The sequence below is a fragment of the Agromyces agglutinans genome, from assembly GCF_009647605.1.
GTDB lineage: Bacteria > Actinomycetota > Actinomycetes > Actinomycetales > Microbacteriaceae > Agromyces > Agromyces agglutinans.
This window is the reverse complement of record NZ_WJIF01000009.1, coordinates 1-23,299: the sequence shown is the minus strand read 5'-3', so window position 1 is coordinate 23,299 and position 23,299 is coordinate 1. Positions and strand designations below refer to the sequence as shown.

Sequence of the window (23,299 nt, the reverse complement as noted above, 5' to 3'; positions counted from 1 at the left end):
CGCAGCCCGATCGGGCTGATACCGGTCGCCGAGTGCCGGGCTACCCGGCGTGGCGGCCCGAGCCGGACGTCGGCGCGTCGCCCGTCGGAGGCGTCGGCTCGGACGGCTGCGACGACCGCTGCGGACGCGCGGCGAGCAGGTCGCGGATCTCGGCGAGCAGGGTGAGCTCGCTCTCCGGCTCGTCGGGGTCGGGCCGGCCCGCCTTGCGCTTGGCCTCTGCCCGCTCCTTGAGCGTGTTCATCGGCAGCACGAAGACGAAGTAGACGACCGCGGCCACGATCGCGAAGGTCAGGAGCGCGCCCAGCACGGCGCCGAACTTGATCTGCGCGCCCTCGCCGTCGAGCGACGGGATCGTCACGACGAGCGCCGTGTCGAGGCTGTCTGCCCGGAAGATGGCACCGATCAGCGGGTTGATCAGGTTCGTCACGACCGAGTTGACGACCGCGGTGAACGCCGCGCCGATCACGACCGCGACCGCGAGTTCGATCACGTTCCCGCGAAGGATGAATTCCTTGAAACCCTTGAGCATGTGTCCCTCCCCGACGCTCGGCTCGCCGATCGCGGCGCCTAGGCCACGCTAGCCGAGGACCCGGACGAGCTCGAACCGGACGACGAGGTACCGGACGTGGACGAACCGGAGCCCGACGAACCCGAACCCGACGATCCGGAGCCCGACGAACCCGAACCCGACGAGGAGCCGCCGCCCGAGGCATCCGAGCTCTTGGAGGACCCCCCGCTCGGGCCCTCGGACGAACCGCCGCCCGACCCGCTGCGCGAGTCGGTGCGGTAGAAGCCGGAGCCGTTGAAGGTGACGCCGATCGTGTTGAAGAGCTTGCGCAACCGGCCGCCGCACGCAGGGCAGGTCGTGAGCGAATCGTCGGTGAAGGCCTGCTGGATGTCGAAGGCGTTGCCGCACTCGGTGCAGCGGTAGGAGTAGGTGGGCATGACGGTCTCTCGGGTGGCTGGATGCGCCGGGCGGAGGCCCGGCTCAGAACGCGACGATGCGCGTGGGGGTGACGACGCCGTTCACGGGCTGGTCGTGCACCTCGCGGGGCACGGACTCGACGAACTCGCCGTCGAAGACCACGGCGTACACCGGGGGACATTTTCCCATCGAACCGAGGGTCTTGTCGAAATAGCCCCGACCCCAGCCGAGGCGCATGCCGGTCGCGTCGACCGCGGCGGCGGGCACGATGATCAGGTCGACGTCGTTGATGGCCATCGGCCCGAGCAGGTCGCCCTCGGCCTCGGGCACCCCGGTGGGGCCGAGCCGCTCGGTCTGCGCTTCGCCGACGGTCCAGTCGAGCAGCCCGTCATCTCGCGTGACCGGGAACAGCACGCGGATGCCCCGCGCCTCGGCCCAGTTCACGAACGGGCGCGTGTCGGGCTCGGACGGCATCGAGAGGTAGCACGAGAGCGAACGCGCGTCGGTCGAGCCGACCAACTCCTGGAGGCGGGCGGTGAACCCCTCGGTCGCGAGCTCGCGTTCGTGGGCCGGCATGTTGCGTCGGCGCTCGCGGAGTTCGGCGCGGAGGATGCGCTTGACCACGGCCGGATCGTCGGGCATGCCACACATCCTAGGACCCGAGGTGGTGGGAGCCGCCGACGACGCTGCGTGCAGGGGTGGCCGGTACGCTGAAGCGATGACGACTCGTATCACGAAGGCCGTGATCCCGGCCGCCGGTCTCGGCACCCGCTTCCTGCCCGCGACGAAGGCCATGCCGAAAGAGATGCTGCCGGTCGTGGACAAGCCCGCGATCCAGTACGTGGTCGAGGAGGCGGTCGCCGCCGGGCTGACCGACGTGCTGATGATCACCGGCCGGAACAAGAACGCCCTGGAGAACCACTTCGACCACGTGGCCGAGCTCGAGTACACCCTCGAGGCGAAGGGCGACACCGCGAAGCTCCAGAAGGTGCAGGAGTCGACCGACCTCGCCGACATGCACTACGTGCGCCAGGGCGAACCGAAGGGGCTCGGGCACGCCGTGCTGCGAGCCGAGATGCACGTCGGCGACGAGCCGTTCGCGGTGCTGCTCGGCGACGACATCATCGACGCGCGCGACGTGCTGCTGACCCGCATGCTCGATGAGCAGGTCGGCCGGGACGCGTCGATCGTGGCCCTGCTGGAGGTCGACCCCGACCAGATCCACCTGTACGGCGCAGCAGCGGTCGAGCCGACCGACGACCCCGACGTGGTGCGCATCACGGGCATGGTCGAGAAGCCCGCGAAGGAGGACGCGCCCTCGAACTACGCCGTCATCGGCCGGTACGTGCTGAAGCCCGAGGTCTTCGAGGTGCTCGAACGCACCGCTCCGGGCAAGGGCGGCGAGATCCAGCTCACCGATGCGTTGATGGAGATGGCCGGCGACGTCGAGGGCACGGGCGGGGTGTACGGGGTCGTGTTCCGCGGCCGTCGATACGACACGGGCGACAAGCTGGACTACATCAAGGCCGTCGTGCAGCTGGCCGCCGACCGCGACGACCTCGGCCCGGACCTGCGCGCCTGGCTCACCGAGTTCGTCGCCGCGGGTGCTTCCGGCGCTGCCGGCGCGGCGGATCGGGCCGGCGCCGCAGACGCTACAGTCTGAGCATGCCCGCCGCCGTCCTGCCGACGCTCCGCGATGGCGATCTCGTCCTGCGCCCGATCAGGGCCCGTGATGCGAAGCCCCTGGAACGCGTGCTCCTCGACAACCGCGGCTGGCTGCGGCGGTGGGAGGCGACGTACCCCGGCGGCGGCGGCGTGATCGACACCCGCGCGAGCATCCGCAGCCTGACGGCGCACGCGCGGTCCGGGCACGGGCTGCCCTTCGTCCTCGAGGCCGACGGGCGCATCGTCGGGCAGTTGAACGTCTCGGGCATCACCTACGGGTCGCTCTCGTCGGCGTCGATCGGCTACTGGGTCTCGCAGGATGTCGCGGGGCGGGGGATCACCCCGACGGCGGTCGCGCTCGCGACCGACTACTGCTTCCGCACGCTGCGGCTGCACCGCATGGAGATCTGCATCCGTCCCGAGAACCAGGCGTCGCTGCGCGTCGTCGAGAAGCTGGGCTTCCGCTACGAGGGGCTTCGTCGTCGGTTCATCCACATCGACGGCGACTGGCGCGACCACTACGCCTTCGGGCTGGTCGCCGAGGAGGTGCCTGGCGGGGTGCTCGAGCGGTGGCGCTCCGGGCGCGTGCCCGAAGACGCCGCGCGCATCCCGGCGGAAGACCGCGCCGCCGCGGCGCACCCGCTCCGGACCGCCGATCGCTGACACGCCCCGCGCCGATTCGGGTCGCGAGGCGCCGGTGACCTAGCGTTGACCCATGGATGCGATCGGTGGGGGTGTGCTGGTGGCCGTCGCCGCCGCACTCTGGATCGCGTACCTGCTGCCGACCTGGCTCCGCCAGCGCCAGTACGTCGCCACCGAGCGCAACGCGGTTCGGCTGCAGCAGACCCTGCGCATCCTCGCCGAGACCGCGGAGACGCCCGAGCCGGTGCGCATCGAGGCCACCGCGCGCGAGGTGGCCGTGCAGCAGCGCATCCTCGCCGAGCAGACCGAGGCGGCGCGGCTCGAGGCCGAGGCCGCCGAGCAATTGGCGATCGCCGAGCGCATCCTCGCCGCCGAACACGCCCTCGCCGCCCGGGCGGTGGCGGCGCGCGCCCTCGCGACCGAGCCGATCGCGATCGTGGCCGCGCCAGCGGCGGCGGCGGCCTCCGAGCCCGCGGCGGCCTTCGAACCCGCGGCGGCTCCCGCTCGGAGCACCGCGGATGCCGCGGCGAGGCGATCCCTGCGCCGCCGGCGGGCGCTCTGCTCGCTGGTCATGCTGCTCTCGCTGGTCACGGTCATCGTGGGCCTCGTCGGTGCCGCGTTCGGCCTGCCGATCCTCGTCGCGGGCCTCGGCGTCGCCGGCGTCGTCGTCGGATTCGCGGGCGTCCTCGCGCTCGCGCGCAGGCGGCCGGCCGTGGCATCCGTCGCCGTCGTGGCGGCACCCGAGCCCGAATCGCAGCCGTTCGAGCCGATCGAACTCGCCGAGGCCGAGGCGGAGCCCGACGAGGGCTGGACGCCGCAGACCCTCCCCAAGGCGCTGCACCTCTCGCGCGGCACCATCGCCGCCGCGGCGATGGCGTCGATCCAGGAGGCCGAGCAGCTGCGCAGGTCCGCCGTCGAGGCCGAGCTCGCCGAGCGCGCCGCCGAACTCGCACCGAAGGTGCCCACGCTCGCACCGCGATCGGCGCCCGCGCAGCGGCCCGCCGTCGAAGCCGGCGCGCCGGCCGGCACCGCGACCAACCCCTACGCCCGCATGGGCGTGGTCGATGACACGACTCCCGGATTCGAGAGCCTCGACACGGTGTTGCGTCGTCGTCGCGAGGCGGTCTGATCGCGGCTGCGGTGGTCTGCACCACCCTTCTCGGGATGATAGAGTCGTTCACGGCTCGGGCCCATGGCGCAGTTGGTAGCGCGTCTCGTTCGCAATGAGAAGGTCGGGGGTTCGAATCCCCCTGGGTCCACCAGTCGATGTCCTCGCGACATCATGAACGGCTGAATCCGCGGTTGTCGCGGGTTCAGCCGTTCGTGGTTTCGGGGCGTGTACGGCTCGCGGGCGGCGGCATCCGGGCGGTCGGCGAGCGTCGGTAGGGTGGTGACGATGACTCGGCCACTGGACACGCAGTCGATCCCGCTCACGGCGTCGCAGCGCTGGCGGGCGTACTGGGTGTGCGTGGCGGTGGCGGCGCTCACCATCCTCGACCTCACCAAGGTCAACGTCGCGCTGCCCTCGATCGAGGAGGCGTTCGGCGTCGGATCGACCGAATTGCAGCTGATCGTCTCGGGCTACGTGCTCACGTTCGGCCTCACCCTCGTGCCGGCGGGCCGCATCGGCGATCAGCGCTCGCGCAAGGCGATGTTCCTGATCGGGCTCACCGGGTTCCTGGTCACGAGCATCGTCTGCGCGATCGCGCCGAACGCCCTGGTCCTGCTCGTCGGTCGGCTGCTCCAGGGCGTCGCCGCGGGCATCCAGATGCCGCAGGTGCTCGGACTCGTGCAACAACTGTTCCAGGGTGCCGAGCGCGGGCGGGCCTTCGGGCTGTTCGGCGCCACGATCGGCATCTCGACGGCGTTCGGGCCGACGCTCGGCGGACTCATGATCGCGCTCGGCGGCGCCGCCGACGGCTGGCGCTGGATCTTCTGGATGAACGTGCCGTTGGCGCTGATCGCGATCGTGCTCGCGATCAAGCTCCTGCCTGGTCCGACCGAGCGCCCTCCGCGCCGACTCGAACTCGACCCGGTCGGCCTCCTGCTCTTCGGCATCACCGTCGTGTCGCTCATGTGGCCGTTCCTCTTCACCACGGGCGCGCCGACTGACAACCCCGCGCGCTGGTGGACGCTCGTGGTCTTCCTCCTCGGCATCTCGGCCTTCATCGCCTGGGAGCGCCACTACGCCGCAACGGGGAGGCATCCGCTCGTTCCGCTCGCGCTGTTCGGCGTGAGCTCGTACCGCAACGGCACCGCGCTCGCGACCGCATACTTCTCGGCGATGCCGCCGACCTTCCTGCTGACCACCCTCTACCTGCAGGAGGGGCTCGCGATCGAGCCGGTCTACGCCGGCATGGTCAGCATCGGGTTCGCGCTCACGAGCGCCGCCGCATCGTGGTGGGGCGGCACGGTCGTCGATCGCATCGGAAGGCCGCTGGTCGTCTGGGGCCTCGTGATCCTGATGGTCGGCTTCGGCGGGCTCGTGCTGGCCGCGGTCCTGACGCCGCCCGAGATGACGCCGTGGGCGATGGCTGCGACGATGATCGTCGCGGGCTTCGGCGGCGGGCTCGTGATCTCGCCGAACCAGACGCTGACGCTCGCGGAGGTCCCGGTGCGCCAGGGCGGGCTGGCGGGCTCGGTCGGCCAGCTCGGTCAGCGCATCGGCACGGCGGTCGGCACGGCGATCGCGCTCTCGCTGTTCTATGCCACCATCTGGCGCGAGGGCGACGGCGCCGGGGGCGACCTCGCGGTCTACCACCACGCGTACGGCTACGGCATGATCGCGGTCGGGGTCTTCCTCGCCCTCGCGTTCGCGCTCGGCCTGGCCGACCTCGGCGCTCGACGGCGGCGGCGTCGCGCGCTCGGCGACGTCACCTGATCGGGAGGATGCGATCGCGCTCCGGCCTCGGGAGCTTCTCGATCGCGTCCGGCAGCGCGACCTTCCGTCGGGCTCAGCGTATGCCGTCGGGCTCAGCGTATGCCGACGGGCTCCTCGGCTGCGGCATCCGTGAAGGCGAATCGGGGCACGAAGGCGAGCAGCACGACCGCGGCGACCGCGGTGAGCCCGCAGACGAGCCACACCGTGACGTACCCCGAGAACGAACCGGCGGTGCCGCCCGCCTCGGCGCCGCCGGCGGCCGCGCCGCCGAGGGCGTGGCCGGCCAGCGCGATGCCGAAGACGCACGACGCGATCGCGCCGCCGACCGTCTTGACCGAGTTCGTGAGCCCGGTCGCGACGCCGGTCTGGTGCACCGGCGCGGCGGCCGCGGCGGCCGCAGGGAGCGCGGCGACGAGCGCGCCCGAGCCGATGCCGGCGATGACCATGTTCACGACGACCTGCGCGTAGGTCGCGTGCAGCGGCAGGAAGAGGAGGTAGCCCACGGCGACGAGCGATGCGGCGATCATGAGGGTGATGCGCGGCGTCAGCAGACGGGCGGCGGCGGGGAACACGAGCGCGCCGACGATCATCGCGATCAGGTACACGCCGATCAGCAGCGACGTCGCGAAGCCCTGCGTGCCGAGCCCGTAGCCCGTGACCTCGGGATCGGTGCGGGCGAACGTCGAGAGCGGCGCCTGCGCGCCGAGCACGCTCACGCCGAAGAGGCCGGCCGTCAGGAACACGGGCCGCAGGGCCGGGGAACGGAACATCCGCACGTCGATCAGCGGGTCGGGGTGCCGCAATTCGAAGCGCGCGAACACGGCGCCGAGCACCACACCGGCGCCGACCAGGCCCCACGACAGCAGGTCGGCCGGGCCGTTCAGTCGGAGGAAGCTGAGCCCGCCGGTGAGCGCGAGCAGCGCGAGCGAGACGAGCACGAGTCCGACCGTGTCGAGGCGTCCGCCCGCGAGCTCGGGCGACTCCTTGACCCCGAACAGGATGACGAAGAAGCACGCGACGACGGCCGCGGCGGGAATGAGCAGCACGGTGCTGAGCGGCAGGGCGTCGACCAGGGCGCCGCCGACCAGGGCGCCCGAGATGGCGCCGAGCTCGAGGGCGGCGACCAGCAGGCCCGCCGCCTTCGCCGTGACCGAGGCGGAGTGCCCGGCCCGCCGCGAGCGCGACCAGATCAGCGCGACCTCGAGCGGAAGCCACACCGAGTAGAAGCCCTGGATCGCCCACGCGGCGAGGAACACCGCGAACGAGTCGGTGAACGGCAGCACCGTCGAGGCGACCGCCGTGACGGCGGTCGAGATCAGCAGCATCCGCTTGTGGCCGACCATGTCGCCGAGCTTCGCGAACGCGGGAACGACGAGCGCGGAGAGCGCCAGTTGGCTGCCCTCGAGCCAGTTGACGTCGGCGTCGTGGATGCCGAGATGCCGCGCGATGTCGGTGAGCATGGGCGTGTAGTAGCCCTGGATGATGCCGCTCGTGAACTCGACGAAGGCGAGGAAGCCGACGATGGCGGCGAGGGGGCCGAACAGGCGGGATCGGGGCATTGGGCGCTCCTCGGGCGGGTCCGTCGGGAGCGGACGCGGGGCAGGGGTGCAGACACCCTATCCCAGCGGCGCCCGCCCGCCAGACGGCGCCGAGTGGCGGCCGAGAGCGCGCCGCGCGGCACCGGTCAGGCGGCCAGGTGCGCCGCCGGCGTGAGCAGGACGCCCAACTCGGCCGCCGAGAGCGCCTGTCCGAAGGCCGGATGCCCCGGCTCGAGCGCGACCCCGTGCGCGAGCGTGCCGCCATCGACCGGGTCGAAGCCGATCGCGTCGATGAGTCGCGCGATGACCCGGCGGGCCTCGTCGTCGTCGCCGACCACGGCGAGGGCTCGACGCAGGTGCGATCCGGCGGGGAGCCTGTCGTCCTCCATGTCGTGGTAGCCCAGGTGGTTCAGGCTCTTGACCAGTCGCGCGGCCGGGTTGCGTGCGGCGTGGATCTCGCTCGTCGATCGCGGATCGGCGTCGACCTCGGCGATGTTCCCGTCGATCGGCGGCCAGTAGTTCATCGCGTCGACGACGATGCGGCCGTCGAAGCGATGCCACGGCAGCGTCGACGACTTCCCGAACGGGATGGCGAGCACGATGACGTCGGCGGCCTCGACCAGGTCGTCGGCCGACACGACCTCGGCGCCGGGCGCCACCACGGAGACGAGCAGGTCGAGCGCGGTCTGCCTCGGCGAGCCGGCGATCAGCACGCGGTGCCCCGAGTCGATGAGCAGGCGCGCGAGGGCGGTTCCCACCTTGCCGGCACCGAAGATGCCGACGACCGGATGTTCGGTCATGTCGCGCACCTCCCGTGGACGGCGGACCCGCGTCGCGGGCGATCGGATGACGCAGCCGATGCATGCGCCGACATGGACAACGTCGGCCCCCGATCGCGCATTCCCTGACGTCATCCTCCCACTGGCCGCCCGGAACGCCGAGGGAATAGTCTCGAGTCCGAACCGGTTCCGCAGGTCGATGCACGCGAATGGAGCCGGCGGCCCGCCGGACGGGAAGAGGGAGCAGCCATGACCCACCAGGTCGAATTCGGGCTCGACACGTTCGGGGATGTCACGCTCGGCGCCGACGGCACCCCGCTCTCGCAGGCGCAGGTGCTGCGCAACGTCGTCGCGGAGGCCGAGCTCGCCGACCGCCTCGGCCTCGACTTCTTCGGCGTCGGCGAGCACCACCGGCATGAGTTCGCGGTCTCCGCCCCCGAGGTCGTGCTCGCCGCGATCGCGTCGCGGACCGAGCGCATCCGCCTCGGGTCGGCGGTCACCGTGCTGAGCTCCGACGATCCCGTGCGCGTCTACCAGCGCTTCGCGACGCTCGACGGACTCTCGGGCGGGCGGGCCGAGGTGATCCTCGGCCGCGGCTCGTTCATCGAGTCGTTCCCCCTCTTCGGCTACGACCTCAGCCGGTACCAGGAGCTCTTCGAGGAGAAGCTCGAGCTGTTCGCCGCCCTGCTCCCGCAGGAACCGGTGACTTGGTCGGGCGCGTTGCGTCCCGCGCTCACCGACCAGTCGGTGTACCCGCGGCTCGAGCACGGGCCCCTGACGACGTGGATCGGCGTCGGCGGCAGCCCCGAGTCGGTCGTGCGCACGGCACGCTACGGACTCCCGCTCGTCCTCGCGATCATCGGCGGTTCGCCGGCGCGCTTCGCGCCGCTGGCCGACCTCTACCGCCGCGCGCTCGAGCAGTTCGGCCACGCCGAGCAGCCGATCGCGATCCATTCGCCCGGTTTCGTGGCGGCCACCGACCAGGAGGCGCTCGACACGCTCTGGCCGCATTACCAGGTGATCATCGACCGCATCGGCCGCGAGCGCGGCTGGGGTGCGACGACGCGCGAGCACTTCGAGAACGAGGCGGCGCACGGCGCCCTCTACGCGGGTTCGCCCGAGACCGTCGCGCAGAAGATCGCCGCTGCGGTCCGCGCGATCGGCGCCCGCCGGTTCGACCTCAAGTACTCCAACGGCACGCTGCCGCACGAGGCGATGCTCTCCAGCATCGAGCGGTACGCGACCGAGGTCGTGCCCCGCGTCCGCGAGCTGCTGGCCGCCGACGAAGCGGATGCCGCGGACTCCGCCGACGCCGCCGCCGAAGCGGATGCCGCCGACTCCGGCGACGCCGCCGACACCCCGGGCGCCCGCGAAGCCTGAGCCCGAGGCATCCGCCGTCGTCAGCCCGTCTTCGCGAGGCGCCGGCGGCGCACCGCGTCGCGGAACCACGCCGCATCGGGCACGCGCGCGAGGAACGTGCCGGCGATGATGGTGATGAGCACGTAGGCCGTCGCGAGCGGGGCGAGCTGCGGTGCCACGCCGGCGCCGACCGCGAGCCCGGCGATGACGATGGAGAACTCGCCGCGCGGGGCGAGCGAGAAGCCGGCGCGCCACTGGCCGAGCGTGCCGACGCCCGCCTTCCTCGCGGCGTAGACGCCCGTCGCGAGTTTGGTCAGGATCGTGACGAGGGCGAGCGCGAGCGCGGGCAGGAGCATCGACACGAGCTCCGAGGCATCCGTCGTCAGCCCGAAGAACACGAAGAAGATCGCGGCGAAGAGGTCGCGCAGCGGCGTCAGCACCTGGCCGGCGTTCTCGGCGACGCGCCCCGAGAGCGCGATGCCGACGAGGAACGCGCCGACCGCGGCCGACACGTTCACCTCGGCCGCGAGCCCGGAGACGAGCATCGTGAGTCCGAGCACGCCGAGCAGCAGCGGCTCGTACTGGTCGGCGGGGAACAGCTTGGAGACGAGCCAGCCGAAGCGCAGCGCGACGAAGAGGATGCCGCTCACGACGGCCACCGCGATCGCGACCGAGACGGCGCCCTGCCAGAGGCTCACGCCGATCACGAGCGCCGAGAGCACGGGCAGGTAGAACGCCATCGCGAGGTCCTCGATGACGAGGATCGCGAGGATGGCCGGCGTCTCGCGGTTCGAGAGCCGGCCGAGGTCGCGCAGCAGCTTGGCGATGACGCCCGACGAGGAGACCCAGGTCACGCCGGCGAGGGCGACCGCGGCGACCGGCCCCCAGCCGAGCAGCAGGGCGAGGGCCGCGCCGGGAACCGCGTTGAGCAGCGCGTCAACGATGCCCGCCGTGCGCGCCGATTTGAGGCTCCCGAACAACTCGTCGGCCGTGTACTCGAGGCCGAGCAGCGCGAGCAGCAGGATGACGCCGATCTCCGAGCCGACCTGGAAGAACTCCGCGCTCGCGTCGAACGGGATGAGGCCCCCGTCGCCGAAGGCGAGGCCGAGCAGCAGGTAGCCGGGGATCGGCGAGACGCCGATCACGGCGGCGAGTCGTCCGAGCAGGCTCATGCCGAGGAGCAGCGCGCCGGCTTCGATCAGGAGCAGCGTGGTCTCGTGCATGGCGGCCCCGGTCAGTCTGGGCCGGTGGCGAGCAGGCGGGAGACCCCGTCGAGTCCTTCACGAGTGCCGACGACGACGATGACGTCTCCCGCACGCAACCGCTCCGCGGGAGTCGGCGAGGGGATGACGTCGCCGTCGCGCACGATGGCGACGATCGAGGCGTGCGTGCGAGTGCGCGCCTTCGTGTCGCCGAGCGTGCGATTGAGGTAGGGGGAGTCGGTGGGCAGCGCGATCTGCTCGGTGTAGAGCCCGGCCGTCTCGTCGGACAGGCTCGTCAGGCGCGAGAGCATCACCGAGGCGCCGAGCACGTCGGCGAGCGCGGCGGCCTCGTCGTCGTTCAGCGGGATGGAGTCGCGGCACGCGTCGGGATCGTCGATGTCGAAGAATCCCAGGTCGCGCTCGCCGTCGCGATGCGAGACGACGCTGATTCGGCGACCGCCCTCGGTCACCAGGTCGTGCCGGACGCCGATGCCGGGCAGGTCGACCTTCTCGATGCGAATACCCACGTTCGCCATCGTAACCCTGCCGACGGGTGTCGCCGCCCGCCCTACCCGCGCGGCGTCGCGCGTGTGGTCATCACGAGAACCGGCGTGCCGGCGTCGTCGTCGAGGGTGAGTCGCACCTGCAGGTCGCCGAGGTCGGCGAGCGAGTCGGGGTGCGTGCCGCCGCACGGCGTGCGCACGATCCCCTCCGGGAGCTCGGCGACCCAGCTGCGGCGATCGGTGAGGCCCTCGCCGTCGCATTCGATGCGCACGGCGCCGCCGCCGGCGATCCACTCGGCGACGGTCGCATGCACGGATGCCTCGAGCCGGGCGAGCGCCACGTCGTCGGCGTCGACCAGGCTCGCGACGTCGAAGCCCGCGCGACGCATCGACTTGTTCAGGCGGTACCGGTCGACCGAGCCGCCCGGTTCGATGCGCGACGATTCGATCGCGGCCGTGTCGAAGTCGGGCGCGCCGAGCTCGTCCGCGCGCGGCTGCTTCGACCATCGGTCGGCGACGGCGCGGTTCAGCGCGAGCGACGCGAGGTGGCACGCGGTGTGGCCGATCGAGAGGGCGCGGCGGCGCACGGCATCCGCTTCGAGGCGCACCTCGTCGCCGGCCGAGAGCCGGATCGCGCCGTCGTCGGCCTCGATGAGATGCGCGACGAGGAAGGCCCAGCCGTCGGTGCCCTTCCGCACGGGGATGTCGGAGCCGAGGTGGATCGCCTCGCCGTCGGTCGCGGCGACCACGGCATCGGCGATCGTGAACTCGGCCCCCGTCGCCGGAAGCACGAGCACGCCTCCGTCGGCCGGGTGGTCGGGCCAGGCCACGTCGACGGGATGGATGCTCGTCACATCGGTGATGACCGCGATCCGCGCCGGTGCCTCATCGGTCGCCGGCACCGGCAGGACGGCGAGGACGTTCGCGACGGCGGTGAGCTCACCGGCCGGGTAGGTGACCCGGGTGTCTTCGGCAGGGAACGCCAACGATCAGGCTCCCTTGCCCTTGCCGAGGATGTTGATCGGGATCGCCATCGCGATCGCGATGCAGAGGATCCCCGCGATGAAGACGATGGCCTCGAAGCCCGTGATGTGCGAGGCGTTGCCCATGAGCCACATGCCGAAGACGAAGACGGCCATGGTGATGAGGAACAGGACGGTGTTCACGGGTGACCTCCAGTGGCGCTGTCGGCGCCGGTTCCGGTGCGGCGGCGCGATCCACGGCCAGTCTAGTGAGGGCCGGCGAGGCGCCGCGAGGGCGCATCACCCGCCGACCGGGCCGAGCCAGGCGTTCGCGATGGTCGAGTGCGCCGACTCGTCGTCGGAGGGGTGGAAGATGCCCGCGAGCACGTCGCGGTAGAGGCGGCCGAGCTCGTTGCCCGCGAAGTAGGAGGAGCCGCCGGAGACCCGCACGGCCTGGTCGACCACGTGCTTCGCCGTCTCGGTGGCGCGCACCTTCGCGCCCGCGAGCTTCGCGTACCAGAAGGTGCCGTGGTCGACGAGGGCGTCGACGTCGCGCGCGAGCGAGCGCAGTTGCGGTTCGATCGCGTCGTGTGCGAGCGCGGCGTCGGCGATGCGCCACCGGATGTCGGGGTCCTCGGCGAGCGGCCTGCCCCCGTGCTTCATGGACGTGCGCCGGCGGGCCGCGGCGATCGCGAGCTCGAGCGCACGCGCGCCGATGCCGGTGTAGACGGCGCCGAGCAGCAGTTCGAAGCACGCGAAGACACCGAAGATCATGGGGTCGGCGTTGGGGCCGGGATCGAGCCGACGCACGATGCGGTCGGGCGCCGCGAACGCGCCGTCGAGCACGGTCGTGCGGCTCTGGCTCGCGCGCATGCCGAGCGTGTCCCAATCGTCGAGCACCTTCACGTCGGGGTCCTCGCGGTCGATGAACCCGTACACGACCTTCGGGCCGTCGTCGGAGGCGGTGTCGAGACCCATCGTGCCCAGCCGGGTCCACGCGGGAGCCAGCGATGTGAAGATCTTGCGACCCGTGAAGCGGTAGCCGCCGCCGGGAAGCGGCTCGGCGACGGTGCGGGAGCCGAACAGCATGAGGTCGTTGCCGGCCTCGCTGATGCCGAAGCCGAAGACCTCGCCCTCGCCCGCCTCGCGCTGCACGAACCCGAGGGTGTCGTCGCCGCGATCGCGGAGCACCTTCGCGACGCCGGTCCAGACGAGGTGCATGTTGACGGCCAGCGCGGTCGCTGGGGCCGCGCCGGCGAGGCGCATCTGCCCGCGGACCGCGTCTTCGAGCGACCAGCCGAGGCCGCCGAGGTCGACGGGCACGAGCGCCCGAAGGTAACGGGCAGCCTGCAGGTCGGCGAGGTCCTCGTCGAAGAACGCGTTGCGTTCGTCGTACCCCGCCGCCCGTTCGCGGATCCGTTCGATGAGGTCGTCGGTGAGCAGCTCTTCCGGGGTCACGGCGCCAGCCTACGCCTCGCGTCGCTCCTCGTCGGGGGTGGATGCCTCGACCTCGGCATCCGGTTCGCGACGGCGGGTGCCGGCCCTCACCGAGACGACCACGATCGCGACGACGACGGCCGCGATCGCGGCGAGCAGGGCGATCCAGGGCAGGAGCACGCCGAGCACGACGAGCAGTCCCGCACCGAATCCGACCAGCGCCTCCCAGCCGGCGGCGAGCCCGCTCCAGAAGTCGTCGGGCTTCGGCTCCGGCGAGATGTCCTCGGTGATGAGATCGACGGTCAGGGTCGAGTAGTCGACCTGGTCGACCAGGGCGTCTCGCTGCCCGGTGAGGCTGTCGAGCTCGGCCTGCCTGGTCGTGAGCTCCGACTCGATCTCGATGAGGTCGCTCGTCGTCGTCGCCTGCGCGAGCAGTTCGGTGAGCCGGTCGACCGAGGCACCGAGCGCGTCGATCCGCGCGTCGAGGTCCTGTCGCTGCCGGGTGACGTCCGAGGCGTTCAGCGACACCTCGTCGACCATGCCGAGTTCGCGGAGGTCCTCGACGACGCCGTCGAGATCGTCGGCCGGAATCCGCAGGACGAGCTGCGCGCGCGCCGACTGGATGTCGGTACCCGGCGTCTCCGTGCGGGTGTCGATGCGTCCGCGGACGCCGGTCGCGAGGTCGGCGATCTCGTCGGCCGAGGCGATCGGGTCGTCGACGGTGAGTCGGATCCAGCCGGTCCTGATGACGCTGCGTTCCTCGTCGGAGGGCTCGCCGCCGGATGCCTCGTCACCGGATGCCTCCTCGTCGGCCGCCTGCATCTCGGCCGAGGTGTCGGAACCATCGGATTCGGTGAACCGGTGCGTCTCTGGGGACGCGACGGAGGGGTCGGACATCGGTGCCGAGGCATCCGAACCGGAGCCCGCGGAGCATCCCGCGAGCAGGAGGGCGGTGGTGACGGCGGCGGCCGCCGCGGCTGCGATGCGAGTCATGGGCTCACGGTATGGGCGAGCCGATGGTCGATGTCTGGATGCCCGCCGGGAGTCCGGTCACGATCGGATCGCAGTTGGCTGGGAGTCGGCGAACGGCCCCAACGAAGTCCGCGGCGGGTGCGTTCGCCGCTACGCTGTCGCTCGTCATGACGGAACCGACGACGCACAGCTACCGCCCCTCGGAAGGGCATCGGCTGGCCCACGACCCGCTGAACTCGATCGTCGCGCCGCGCCCCATCGGCTGGGTGTCGACGCTCGCACGGGATGGTGCGCGCAATCTCGCGCCCTACAGCTTCTTCAACCTGTTCAACTACCGTCCGCCGATCATCGGGTTCTCGAGCCTGCGCTGGAAGGACTCGGTCGCCAACGTCGAGGCATCCGGCGAGTTCGTCTGGAATCTCGCGACCCGCCCGCTCGCCGAGCAGATGAACCGCACCTCGGCCGAACTGCCGGGCGCGGTCGACGAGTTCGACGTCGCCGGCCTCGAGACCATCGCGTCGACCGTCGTCGCTCCGCCCCGCGTGGCCGCGAGCCCGGTGACGTTCGAATGCCGGCTGAGCCGGATCATCCGGCTCGCGGGCGCCGACGGCGCGGAGGTCGACGCGTGGCTCGTGCTCGGCGAGGTCGTGATGGTGCACATTCGCGCGGACCTCGTGCGTGAGGGCGCCTACGACACCGTCGCCGCCGAACCCGTGCTCCGCGGCGGCGGCCCGGCCGACTACTTCACGATCGACGACGCCGCGAGGTTCCGCATGATGCGACCCGGGGCAGCGCCCGAAGCCGGGCGACCCTGACGTCGGTCAGTCGAACTCGGGATCGCGCCCGGTGCGCTCGCCCGTCTCGAGGGCAGCGATCGCCGCGAGGTCGTCGGCATCGAGCGCGAACCCGAACACGTCGAGGTTCGCGCGGATCCGTTCGGGCGAGGACGCCTTCGGGATGACGACGTTGCCGAGCTGCACGTGCCAGCGCAGCACGACCTGGGCCGGGGTGCGGCCGTGCCGGGCGGCGATGCGGGCGAGCGTCGGGTCGTCGAGCACGCGACCGCGAGCGAGCGGCGACCAGGCCTCGGTGAGGATGCCCCGCGACGCGTGGAAGGACCGCAGCTCGGTCTGCGGCAGCCACGGGTGGAGCTCGACCTGGTTGATCACCGGGGTCACGCCGGTCTCGGCGACCAGGCGTTCGACGTGGTGGGCGTGGAAGTTGGCGACGCCGATCGAACGGACGCGACCCTCGGCCTGCAGGCGGATCATCGCGCGCCAGGTGTCGACGTAGCGGTCGGTCGACGGCACGGGCCAGTGGATCAAGTACAGGTCGAGCCGCTCGAGGCCCAACCGCGTCATCGAGTCGTCGAACGCGCGCAGCGTCGAGTCGTACCCGTTGTCGTCCTTCCACACCTTGGTCGTGACGAACAGTTCGTCGCGTGGCACGGGCGCTTCGCGGACCGCCTCGCCCACCTCGCGTTCGTTGGCGTAGAACGCCGCGGTGTCGAGATGCCGGTAGCCGACGTCGATGGCGGAGAGGGCGAGCTCACGGGCATCGGCGGCCGGGACCTTGTAGAGCCCGTAGCCGAGCTGCGGGATCGTCGCCCCGTCGGTGAGCGGCAGTCGAGGTGCTGGAGTGAGGGTCATCCGATCTGCTCCGTTCTGCTCGTGGTGCGTTCCGTGGAGTCGCGAGCGTCGACTCGGGAGCCCGTGAGGCCCGCGGCCGTCAGCTCGGCGTGACCTGCACCGGCTCGGTGTCGGGCAGCGGGCTCGCGTCGCGCCCGCGAAGATCTGGATGCCAGCGTACGCCGAGCACCGGCACGAGCACGCCGAGGAATGCGAACGCTCCCGCCGCCCAGAACGCGCCGACCGCGGTGAACTCGTCGATCAGCAGGCCCGCGAGCGCCGAGCCGAGCGCGGCGCCGATCAGCTGCCCCGTGCCGACCCAGCCGTACGCCTCGGCGGTGTCCGAGAACTTCACGCTCGCCGACACGATCGCGAACAGCACCGCGAGCGCGGGCGCGATGCCGATGCCGGCGATGAACAGCGACACCGACAGCCACGGGAAGTTCATGCCGAACGCCGCGAGCGCCGTGCCGACGAAGACGATGCCCATGCGCCGCGCGGTCGACCACGGCCCGATCGGCACGTGGCCGAGGAAGAGGCCGCCGGCGAGGCTGCCGACCGAGAAGATCGCGAGCACGATGCCGGCCTCGGCTCCGCCGTGGCCGAACACCGCGACGACGCCCGCCTCGATCGCCGCGCACGCGGCGATGAGCAGGAACCCGACGACGGTCGCGAGCAGCACGGGGGGTCGGGCGAGGACCGTTCCGAACCGGCGCTTCGACCGCGGGATGCGCACGCGGCCGAGCTCGGGCGACGAGATGAACCAGATTCCGCCGCCGATCATCATCACCGCGGCGAGCAGGATGCCCCACTCCGTGCCGACCTGGGTCGACACGAACGTCGTGACGACGGGACCGACGACCCAGATGATCTCCTGGGCCGAGGCGTCGAGCGAGAACAGCGGGGTGAGCTGGCGTGAGTTCACCATCTTGGGGTAGATGGTGCGAACCGCCGGCTGGACGGGCGGCGTCGCGAGTCCGCAGACCAGGCCTATCGCCATGTAGAGCGGCACCGTCAGCGGGAGGGTGCCGATCGCGACCACCGCGCTCGCGCAGACGACGAGCGTGAGGATGAGCACCGGCCGCATGCCGAACCGGCCCATCAGCCGGCTCGTGAGGGGACCGGCGACGGCCTGGCCGATCGAGGTCGCCGCCAGCACCAGGCCGGCGGATCCGTAGGAGCCGGTCTGCTGCTCGACGTGCAGCAGGAACGCGAGCGAGAGCATGCCGCCCGGGAAGCGCGCCGTCAGCTGGGCCGCGATGATCCGCGCGACCCCCGGCGTCTTGAGGAGTTCCGAGTAGCTGCCCACGTCAGTTCATCGTAACGACGGCGAGCGCCTTGGCGATGCGCTGGGGGGAGACCGGCTCAGCGGTGCGCAGCTCCTGCGCGAACAGCCCCACACGCAGCTCCTCGAGCATCCAGCGTGCGCGAACGAGCGCCGGGTCGGCGTCGGGAGCGATCGGCACGGTGCCGCCGGCCTTCGCGAAGGCCGTTGCGGCGCCCTCGTACTCGGTCATCGACCGTCGATCGCGCCCGGGATCGGCCTGGAGCTTCTGCACGCGCATCACGATGCCCTCGAGGTAGCGGGGCACGTGCCGCAGTCGCTCGAGCCCTGTCATCGAGACGAATCCCGCGGGCACGAGCGCCTCCAGCTGGGCGCGGGCGTCGGCGAGCGGCGACATGAGTTGCAGGCTCGCCGCCTTCGAGATCGCCTGGTCGGCCTCGCGTGCGGCGCGCAGGATGCGCGCGACGAGCGCGACCGCGTCGAACATGCGCTCCATGACCGTGGCCGAGATCGCGTCGCGCACCGCTTCGAACTCGGTGCGCGTGAACAGCAGGGCGTTCGGATGCCTCGCCCGCAGCTCCTCGTCGACGACGGCGAGCAGGCAGTCGTCGAGCAGCGCCCGCGGGCCCGCGTACGCGCTCGCCGCGAGCCGCAGCTTCTCGTCGTTCGAGAGGTGCTCCTGCACGTAGGCGACGGGCGACGGCGTCGCGAACACCAACAGGCGGCGGATGCCCCGCGGGCTCGCGGCATCCCGTTCGTGGGCGGTCGGCAGCAGGCGGAGCGAGACGGACGCGCCGTCGTCGATGAGTGCGGGGTACGCGCGGATGACGTTGCCGGACTGGCGGGTGTCGACGTGCGCGGGCAGTTCGTCCCACTCCCACGCGGTGAGGCCGGCGCGCTCGATCGAGCCCGGCGCCGCGGTGGCGGAGCGCTCGCCGAGGTGACCGCCGGTGCCGGATGCGCCCCCTGCACCCGCGCCGTCGCCTCGGCTCGCGGCGTCGCCCATCCGCCCGATCGGGAGCCCGTCGACCGGGGCTCCCGCAGCCCCGCCGCGACCGCGTCGACCGCGGCCCGAGGCATCCGGTGCCGTGAACGTCGACGCGACGGCGCGAGCCGCACGGTCGGCGAGCCGCGCCTGCAGCGCCGCGAGGTCCTTGTCGTCGCCGACGGGACGCCCACGCTCGTCGACCGCGCGGAACGTGACGCGCAGGTGCGGCGGCACCCGGTCGAGGTCGAAGTCCGACGGGTCGACCGGCGCGTACGTGAGCCGCCGGATCGCCTGCGCCAGCACGACGCTGAGCGGTTCGCGCGTCTCGCCCGACTCGGGGCCGGGCGGCAGTTCGGCCGAGATCTTCGCGGCCCACTCGGCCGCCGGCACGACCTGGCGGCGCAGCACCTTCGGCAGCGTCCGGAGCATCGCGGTGATGAGCTCGTCGCGCAGGCCGGGCACGAGCCAATCGAAGCCGACGGCGTCGAGCCGCGGCAGGAGCACGAGCGGCACGATGACGGTCACGCCGTCGTCGTCGGCACCCGGTTCGAATCGGTAGGCCAGGCGCAGCGTCTGGTCGCCCTGGCGCCAGCGGTCGGGGAATCCGCCCTCGCGGTCGGCCGACTCCTCCTCGACGAGGTCGGCCGTCGTCATCGTGAGCAGGTCGGGCGACTCGCGGAAGGCGCGGCGCCACCACGTCTCGAAGGCGCGCACGTCGGTCGCCTCGGCCGCGACCCGGGCGTCGTAGAACGCGAACACCGCCTCGTCGCCGGCCAGGATGTCGCGCCGGCGCGTGCGCTCCTCGATCTCGCCGAGCTCGCGACGCAGCTCCCGGTTCCTCCGGGCGAACGCGAACAGGCGCTGGTCGAAGCGGCTGAGGTCCCAGTCCTCCTCGACCAGCGCGTGGCGCACGAAGAGCTCGCGCGCGAGCTGCGCGTCGATGCGGGCGAGCTGGATACGGCGCTTGGGCACGATCGGCACGCCGAAGAGCGTCACCTTCTCGTCGGCGACGGCCGAGCCCTGCCGGCGCTCCCAGCGCGGTTCGCTCCACGTGCGGCGCACGAGGGCGCCCGCGAGCGGTTCGGCCCACGCGGGATCGATGGCCGCGTTCATCCGGGCGAAGAGCCGGCTGGTCTCGACGAGCTCGGCGCTCATGATCGCCGCGGGCGGCTTCTTCGCCAGGGCGGATCCCGGGAAGACCACGAACCGCGTGCCGCGCGCGCCGAGGAACTCGGCCTGTGCTCGCCGGCCCTTGCGCTCGGCCTCGCGCGCCCCGCCCGCGCCGCCGCGGCCGCTCGAGGTCTTCGCGTCGTCGCGGAGCCCGATGTGCGAGAGCAGGCCCGACAGCAGCGCACGGTGGATGCCGTCGGGGTTCGGCGCACCCGCCTGCGCGGCCACGTGCAGGCCGAGCGGCTTCGCGAGCCGCACGAGCTGGCGGTACAGGTCCTGCCACTCGCGCACGCGCAGGTAGTTCAGGTACTCCGACTTGCACATGCGCCGGAACGCGCTGCCCGAGAGCTCGCGCTGCTGCTCCTCGAGGTGGTTCCAGAGGTTCAGCAGGGTGAGGAAGTCGCTGGTCGGATCGACGAACCTCGCGTGCGCGGCGTCGGCCTGCTCGCGGCGTTCGAGCGGCCGCTCGCGCGGGTCCTGGATCGTGAGCCCGGCGACGATCGCGAGCACCTCGCGCGAGACGCCCTGCGGCTTCGACTCGAGCACCATGCGCGCGAATCGCGGCTCGATCGGCAGGCGCGCGAGCTGCCGGCCGACGCGGGTCAGCCGCGGCCCGCGCGACGCGTCGCCGCCGTCGTCGAGCGCCCCGAGTTCGCGCAGCAGGTCGAGCCCGTCGCGGATGCCACGCGAGTCGGGCGGTGTGAGGAACGGGAACTCCTCGATCGCGCCGAGCCCGAGCGAGGCCATCTGCAGGATGACGGCCGCGAGGTTCGTGCGCAGGATCTCGGGGTCGGTGAACTCGGGCCGCCGCTCGAAGTCTTCCTCGCCGTACAGCCGGATCGCGATGCCGTCGCTCGTTCGGCCCGACCGCCCCGAGCGCTGGTTCGCCGACGCCTGCGAGATCGCCTCGATGGGCAGGCGCTGCACCTTGGAGCGCGCCGAGTAGCGGCTGATGCGCGCGGTTCCCGCATCGATGACGTACCGGATGCCGGGAACCGTGAGGCTCGTCTCGGCGACGTTCGTCGCGAGCACCACGCGCCGTCGGAGCCCCGGCACCTTGGACGGCTCGAAGACGCGATGCTGGTCGGCGGACGAGAGGCGCCCGTAGAGGGGCAGCACCTCGGTGACGCCGGCGCCGCCGCGCCGGCTCGCGTGCGCCCGCACCGCCTGCTCGGCGTCGCGGATCTCACCCTCCCCGGAGAGGAAGACGAGCACGTCGCCGGATGACTCGCGCTCCAGTTCGTCGAGCGCGTCGAGGATGCCCCGCTGCACGTCGCGATCGGAGGCCGCGGCGCCCTCGTCGTCGGACTCCTCGGATTCCGGTGGTCGAGGAGCGCCCGCACTCGCGGGGCCGCCGAGCCGTCGGTAGCGGATCTCGACCGGGTAGGTGCGCCCCGACACCTCGATCACCGGGGCCGGCTCGCCCGAGGCATCCGCGAAGTGCCGCGCGAAGCTCTCGGGATCGATGGTCGCGCTCGTGACGATCACCTTGAGATCGGGACGACGGGGGAGCAGGCGCTTGAGGTACCCGAGCAGGAAGTCGATGTTGAGGCTGCGCTCGTGCGCCTCGTCGATGATGATCGTGTCGTAGCGGCGCAGGTCGCGATCGCGGTGGATCTCGTTCAGCAGGATGCCGTCGGTCATCACCTTGATCGCCGTCGACTCGCTGACGCGGTCGGTGAACCGCACCTGGTACCCGACGAGCCCGCCGACCTCGCTGCCGAGCTCCTCGGCCACCCGCTCGGCGATCGTCCGCGCGGCGATGCGGCGCGGCTGGGTGTGCGCGATCGACTCGCGCCCGAGCTCGAGGCAGATCTTCGGCAGCTGCGTGGTCTTGCCCGAGCCCGTGGCGCCCGCGACGATGACCACCTGGTGATCGCGCAGCGCGCGCGCGATCTCCTCGCGCTGCGCGGAGACCGGCAGCTCGGGCGGATAGGTGATCGTCGTAGGCATAGCCCTCCATCGTACGACGCGCGCCGCCGCGACCGGCGGGCGGTGATCGCGGTGGGCGAACCGGCTGTCGGATGCCACGCCCCGCGTGATGGGATGGCTGCATGACGGATTCGCTCGTGCCCCGTGTCCAGCTCAACGACGGACAGTCCATTCCGCAGCTCGGCTTCGGCGTCTTCAAGGTCGATCCCGACGAGACGCAGCGCATCGTGCGCGATGCGCTCGAGGTCGGGTACCGCCACATCGACACCGCGCGCATCTACGGCAACGAGGAGGGGGTGGGCCGGGCGATCGCCGAGTCGGGCATCCCGCGCGAGGAGCTCTACATCACGACGAAGCTCTGGAACGACGACCAGGGCACGCAGTCGGTGCTCGACGCCTTCGACCGCAGCCTCGAGCGGCTGGGCCTCGAGTACCTCGACCTCTACCTGATCCACTGGCCGACGCCGGCGCGCGACCGCTACGTCGAGACGTGGAAGGCGTTCGAGCAGCTGCGCGAGACGGGCCGCGTGCGCTCCATCGGCGTCTCGAACTTCCTGCGCCACCACCTCGAGCGGCTCCTCGACGAGACCGATGTCGTGCCCGTGGTCGACCAGATCGAGCTGCATCCCGCGCACCAGCAGCCCGAGACCACGACCTTCGCCGACGAGCACGGCATCCGCATCGAGGCGTGGGGGCCGCTCGGGCAGGGCAAGTACCCGCTGTTCGAACTGCCCGAGGTGACCGAGGCCGCTTCGGCGCATGGCAAGACGCCGGCGCAGGTCGTCATCCGCTGGCACCTCCAGCGCGGCCACATCCTCTTCCCGAAGTCCAACCGCCGGGAGCGCATGGCGGAGAACCTCGACGTGTTCGACTTCGAGCTGACCGAGGCCGAGGTCGACGCGATCACGGGGCTCGAGCGCGAAGGCCGCGTGAGCGCCCACCCCGACGAGTTCAACTGACGCGAAACCCGTGTTGAGCAGGGCCTCCGGCAGCACGCCGGAGGCCCTTCGTCGTCCGGCGGGCCCCGGGCCGGCCGCGCGACACGCCCGGGATGCGGCGGTGATTTGGCGGTGCGGCCGGGCGCCGGGTAGGTTTTCATATGTCGCCGCGGCGGGCCGGAGAGAGCGAGAAGCGCTCCTGGTTCAGTCGGGTGAAGATACNCGCCGGGTAGGTTTTCATATGTCGCCGCGGCGGGCCGGAGAGAGCGAGAAGCGCTCCTGGTTCAGTCGGGTGAAGATACTAGCCAAATAACCTCGAAGGCGCATTTGCGACTCGGTGATTTCAAGTCTAGGATCGGAACCTCCATCACTTCCGGATCGGTTCGGGCTCTCGAGTCCGCCGGCTGGGAATCCGCTTGAGACAGATCCGTTCGGGTTCTGGTTCGATGCGGCCGATGGTATGGTTGACAGGTTGCCCTGAAGTTCGGGCCTG

Annotated in this window: 21 protein-coding genes and 1 tRNA gene; 8 read left to right on the top strand and 14 right to left on the bottom strand. The window is 71.7% G+C overall.

Annotated elements, in window-relative coordinates; all coding sequences use genetic code 11:
* Window positions 1-40 precede the first annotated feature (40 nt).
* From mscL to GE115_RS14080, 3 genes are read right to left on the bottom strand one after another with little or no spacing between them, the layout of a single operon-like run.
* The gene (gene mscL, locus GE115_RS14090; RefSeq protein WP_153685428.1) at window positions 41-529 is read right to left on the bottom strand and encodes a large conductance mechanosensitive channel protein MscL; all 489 of its coding nucleotides are present in this window, start codon (window positions 527-529) and stop codon (window positions 41-43) included.
* Between the two features lie 38 nt (window positions 530-567).
* On the bottom strand, window positions 568-945 hold the full coding sequence (locus GE115_RS14085) for an FmdB family zinc ribbon protein (protein WP_153685427.1): 378 nt from the start codon (window positions 943-945) through the stop codon (window positions 568-570).
* A gap of 43 nt (window positions 946-988) precedes the next feature.
* The gene (locus GE115_RS14080) at window positions 989-1,567 is read right to left on the bottom strand and encodes a 5-formyltetrahydrofolate cyclo-ligase (protein ID WP_153685426.1); all 579 of its coding nucleotides are present in this window, start codon (window positions 1,565-1,567) and stop codon (window positions 989-991) included.
* A 76-nt stretch (window positions 1,568-1,643) separates the two neighbouring features.
* Between GE115_RS14080 and galU the strand changes: the two genes are divergently transcribed.
* The 5 genes from galU (at window position 1,644) to GE115_RS14055 (ending at window position 6,113) form a co-directional block, all read left to right on the top strand.
* Entirely contained in the window at window positions 1,644-2,588 is a 945-nt protein-coding gene (gene galU, locus GE115_RS14075) for a UTP--glucose-1-phosphate uridylyltransferase GalU (RefSeq protein ID WP_153685425.1), read from the top strand.
* Window positions 2,589-2,590: 2 nt separating this feature from the next.
* Entirely contained in the window at window positions 2,591-3,253 is a 663-nt protein-coding gene (locus GE115_RS14070; protein ID WP_153685424.1) for a GNAT family N-acetyltransferase, read from the top strand.
* 52 nt (window positions 3,254-3,305) lie between these two features.
* Window positions 3,306-4,361 carry a hypothetical protein gene (locus tag GE115_RS14065; RefSeq protein WP_153685423.1) on the top strand — a complete coding sequence of 352 codons (1,056 nt, stop codon included), beginning with the start codon at window positions 3,306-3,308 and terminating at the stop codon, window positions 4,359-4,361.
* Window positions 4,362-4,418: 57 nt separating this feature from the next.
* Window positions 4,419-4,494, top strand: a tRNA-Ala gene (locus GE115_RS14060).
* Window positions 4,495-4,628: 134 nt separating this feature from the next.
* Window positions 4,629-6,113, top strand: coding sequence for an MFS transporter (locus GE115_RS14055; RefSeq protein ID WP_153685422.1), 1,485 nt, complete (start codon window positions 4,629-4,631; stop codon window positions 6,111-6,113).
* Window positions 6,114-6,205: 92 nt separating this feature from the next.
* Here the strand turns inward: GE115_RS14055 and GE115_RS14050 are convergent, their stop codons facing one another.
* Window positions 6,206-7,672, bottom strand: coding sequence for an MFS transporter (locus GE115_RS14050; RefSeq protein WP_153685421.1), 1,467 nt, complete (start codon window positions 7,670-7,672; stop codon window positions 6,206-6,208).
* A gap of 125 nt (window positions 7,673-7,797) precedes the next feature.
* A complete protein-coding gene (locus GE115_RS14045) occupies window positions 7,798-8,451 on the bottom strand; it encodes an NADPH-dependent F420 reductase (RefSeq protein WP_172979933.1) in 654 nt (217 codons plus the stop codon).
* Window positions 8,452-8,679: 228 nt separating this feature from the next.
* On the opposite strand from GE115_RS14045, the gene GE115_RS14040 reads away from it, so the two are divergent.
* Window positions 8,680-9,810: an LLM class flavin-dependent oxidoreductase gene (locus GE115_RS14040; RefSeq protein ID WP_153685419.1), complete on the top strand. Its 1,131-nt coding sequence runs from the start codon at window positions 8,680-8,682 to the stop codon at window positions 9,808-9,810.
* A gap of 20 nt (window positions 9,811-9,830) precedes the next feature.
* On the opposite strand, the gene GE115_RS14035 is transcribed toward GE115_RS14040, so the two are convergent.
* The 6 genes from GE115_RS14035 to GE115_RS14010 form a co-directional block, all read right to left on the bottom strand.
* Window positions 9,831-11,012: a cation:proton antiporter gene (locus GE115_RS14035; RefSeq protein ID WP_153685418.1), complete on the bottom strand. Its 1,182-nt coding sequence runs from the start codon at window positions 11,010-11,012 to the stop codon at window positions 9,831-9,833.
* An 11-nt stretch (window positions 11,013-11,023) separates the two neighbouring features.
* Window positions 11,024-11,518: a cation:proton antiporter regulatory subunit gene (locus GE115_RS14030; RefSeq protein ID WP_312855191.1), complete on the bottom strand. Its 495-nt coding sequence runs from the start codon at window positions 11,516-11,518 to the stop codon at window positions 11,024-11,026.
* A 41-nt stretch (window positions 11,519-11,559) separates the two neighbouring features.
* The gene (locus GE115_RS14025; protein WP_153685416.1) at window positions 11,560-12,480 is read right to left on the bottom strand and encodes a metal-dependent hydrolase; all 921 of its coding nucleotides are present in this window, start codon (window positions 12,478-12,480) and stop codon (window positions 11,560-11,562) included.
* A gap of 3 nt (window positions 12,481-12,483) precedes the next feature.
* Window positions 12,484-12,660, bottom strand: a complete 177-nt coding sequence (locus GE115_RS14020) for a hypothetical protein (RefSeq protein WP_153685415.1) — start codon at window positions 12,658-12,660, stop codon at window positions 12,484-12,486.
* Between the two features lie 96 nt (window positions 12,661-12,756).
* Window positions 12,757-13,914: an acyl-CoA dehydrogenase family protein gene (locus tag GE115_RS14015; protein ID WP_312855190.1), complete on the bottom strand. Its 1,158-nt coding sequence runs from the start codon at window positions 13,912-13,914 to the stop codon at window positions 12,757-12,759.
* Between the two features lie 9 nt (window positions 13,915-13,923).
* Entirely contained in the window at window positions 13,924-14,886 is a 963-nt protein-coding gene (locus GE115_RS14010; protein WP_153685414.1) for a DUF4349 domain-containing protein, read from the bottom strand.
* A 146-nt stretch (window positions 14,887-15,032) separates the two neighbouring features.
* Between GE115_RS14010 and GE115_RS14005 the strand changes: the two genes are divergently transcribed.
* Window positions 15,033-15,680: a flavin reductase family protein gene (locus GE115_RS14005; RefSeq protein WP_153685413.1), complete on the top strand. Its 648-nt coding sequence runs from the start codon at window positions 15,033-15,035 to the stop codon at window positions 15,678-15,680.
* Between the two features lie 6 nt (window positions 15,681-15,686).
* Here the strand turns inward: GE115_RS14005 and GE115_RS14000 are convergent, their stop codons facing one another.
* The 3 genes from GE115_RS14000 to hrpA all read right to left on the bottom strand — a co-directional run bounded on the left by GE115_RS14000 (window position 15,687) and on the right by hrpA (window position 21,967).
* Window positions 15,687-16,514, bottom strand: a complete 828-nt coding sequence (locus tag GE115_RS14000) for an aldo/keto reductase (protein WP_153685412.1) — start codon at window positions 16,512-16,514, stop codon at window positions 15,687-15,689.
* A gap of 79 nt (window positions 16,515-16,593) precedes the next feature.
* Complete coding sequence (locus tag GE115_RS13995; RefSeq protein WP_312855189.1) at window positions 16,594-17,802, bottom strand: MFS transporter; 1,209 nt, start codon at window positions 17,800-17,802, stop codon at window positions 16,594-16,596.
* 1 nt (window position 17,803) lies between these two features.
* Window positions 17,804-21,967, bottom strand: coding sequence for an ATP-dependent RNA helicase HrpA (gene hrpA / locus GE115_RS13990; protein WP_312855188.1), 4,164 nt, complete (start codon window positions 21,965-21,967; stop codon window positions 17,804-17,806).
* A gap of 23 nt (window positions 21,968-21,990) precedes the next feature.
* On the opposite strand from hrpA, the gene GE115_RS13985 reads away from it, so the two are divergent.
* Entirely contained in the window at window positions 21,991-22,827 is an 837-nt protein-coding gene (locus GE115_RS13985; RefSeq protein WP_153685410.1) for an aldo/keto reductase, read from the top strand.
* Window positions 22,828-23,299: the final 472 nt, after the last annotated feature.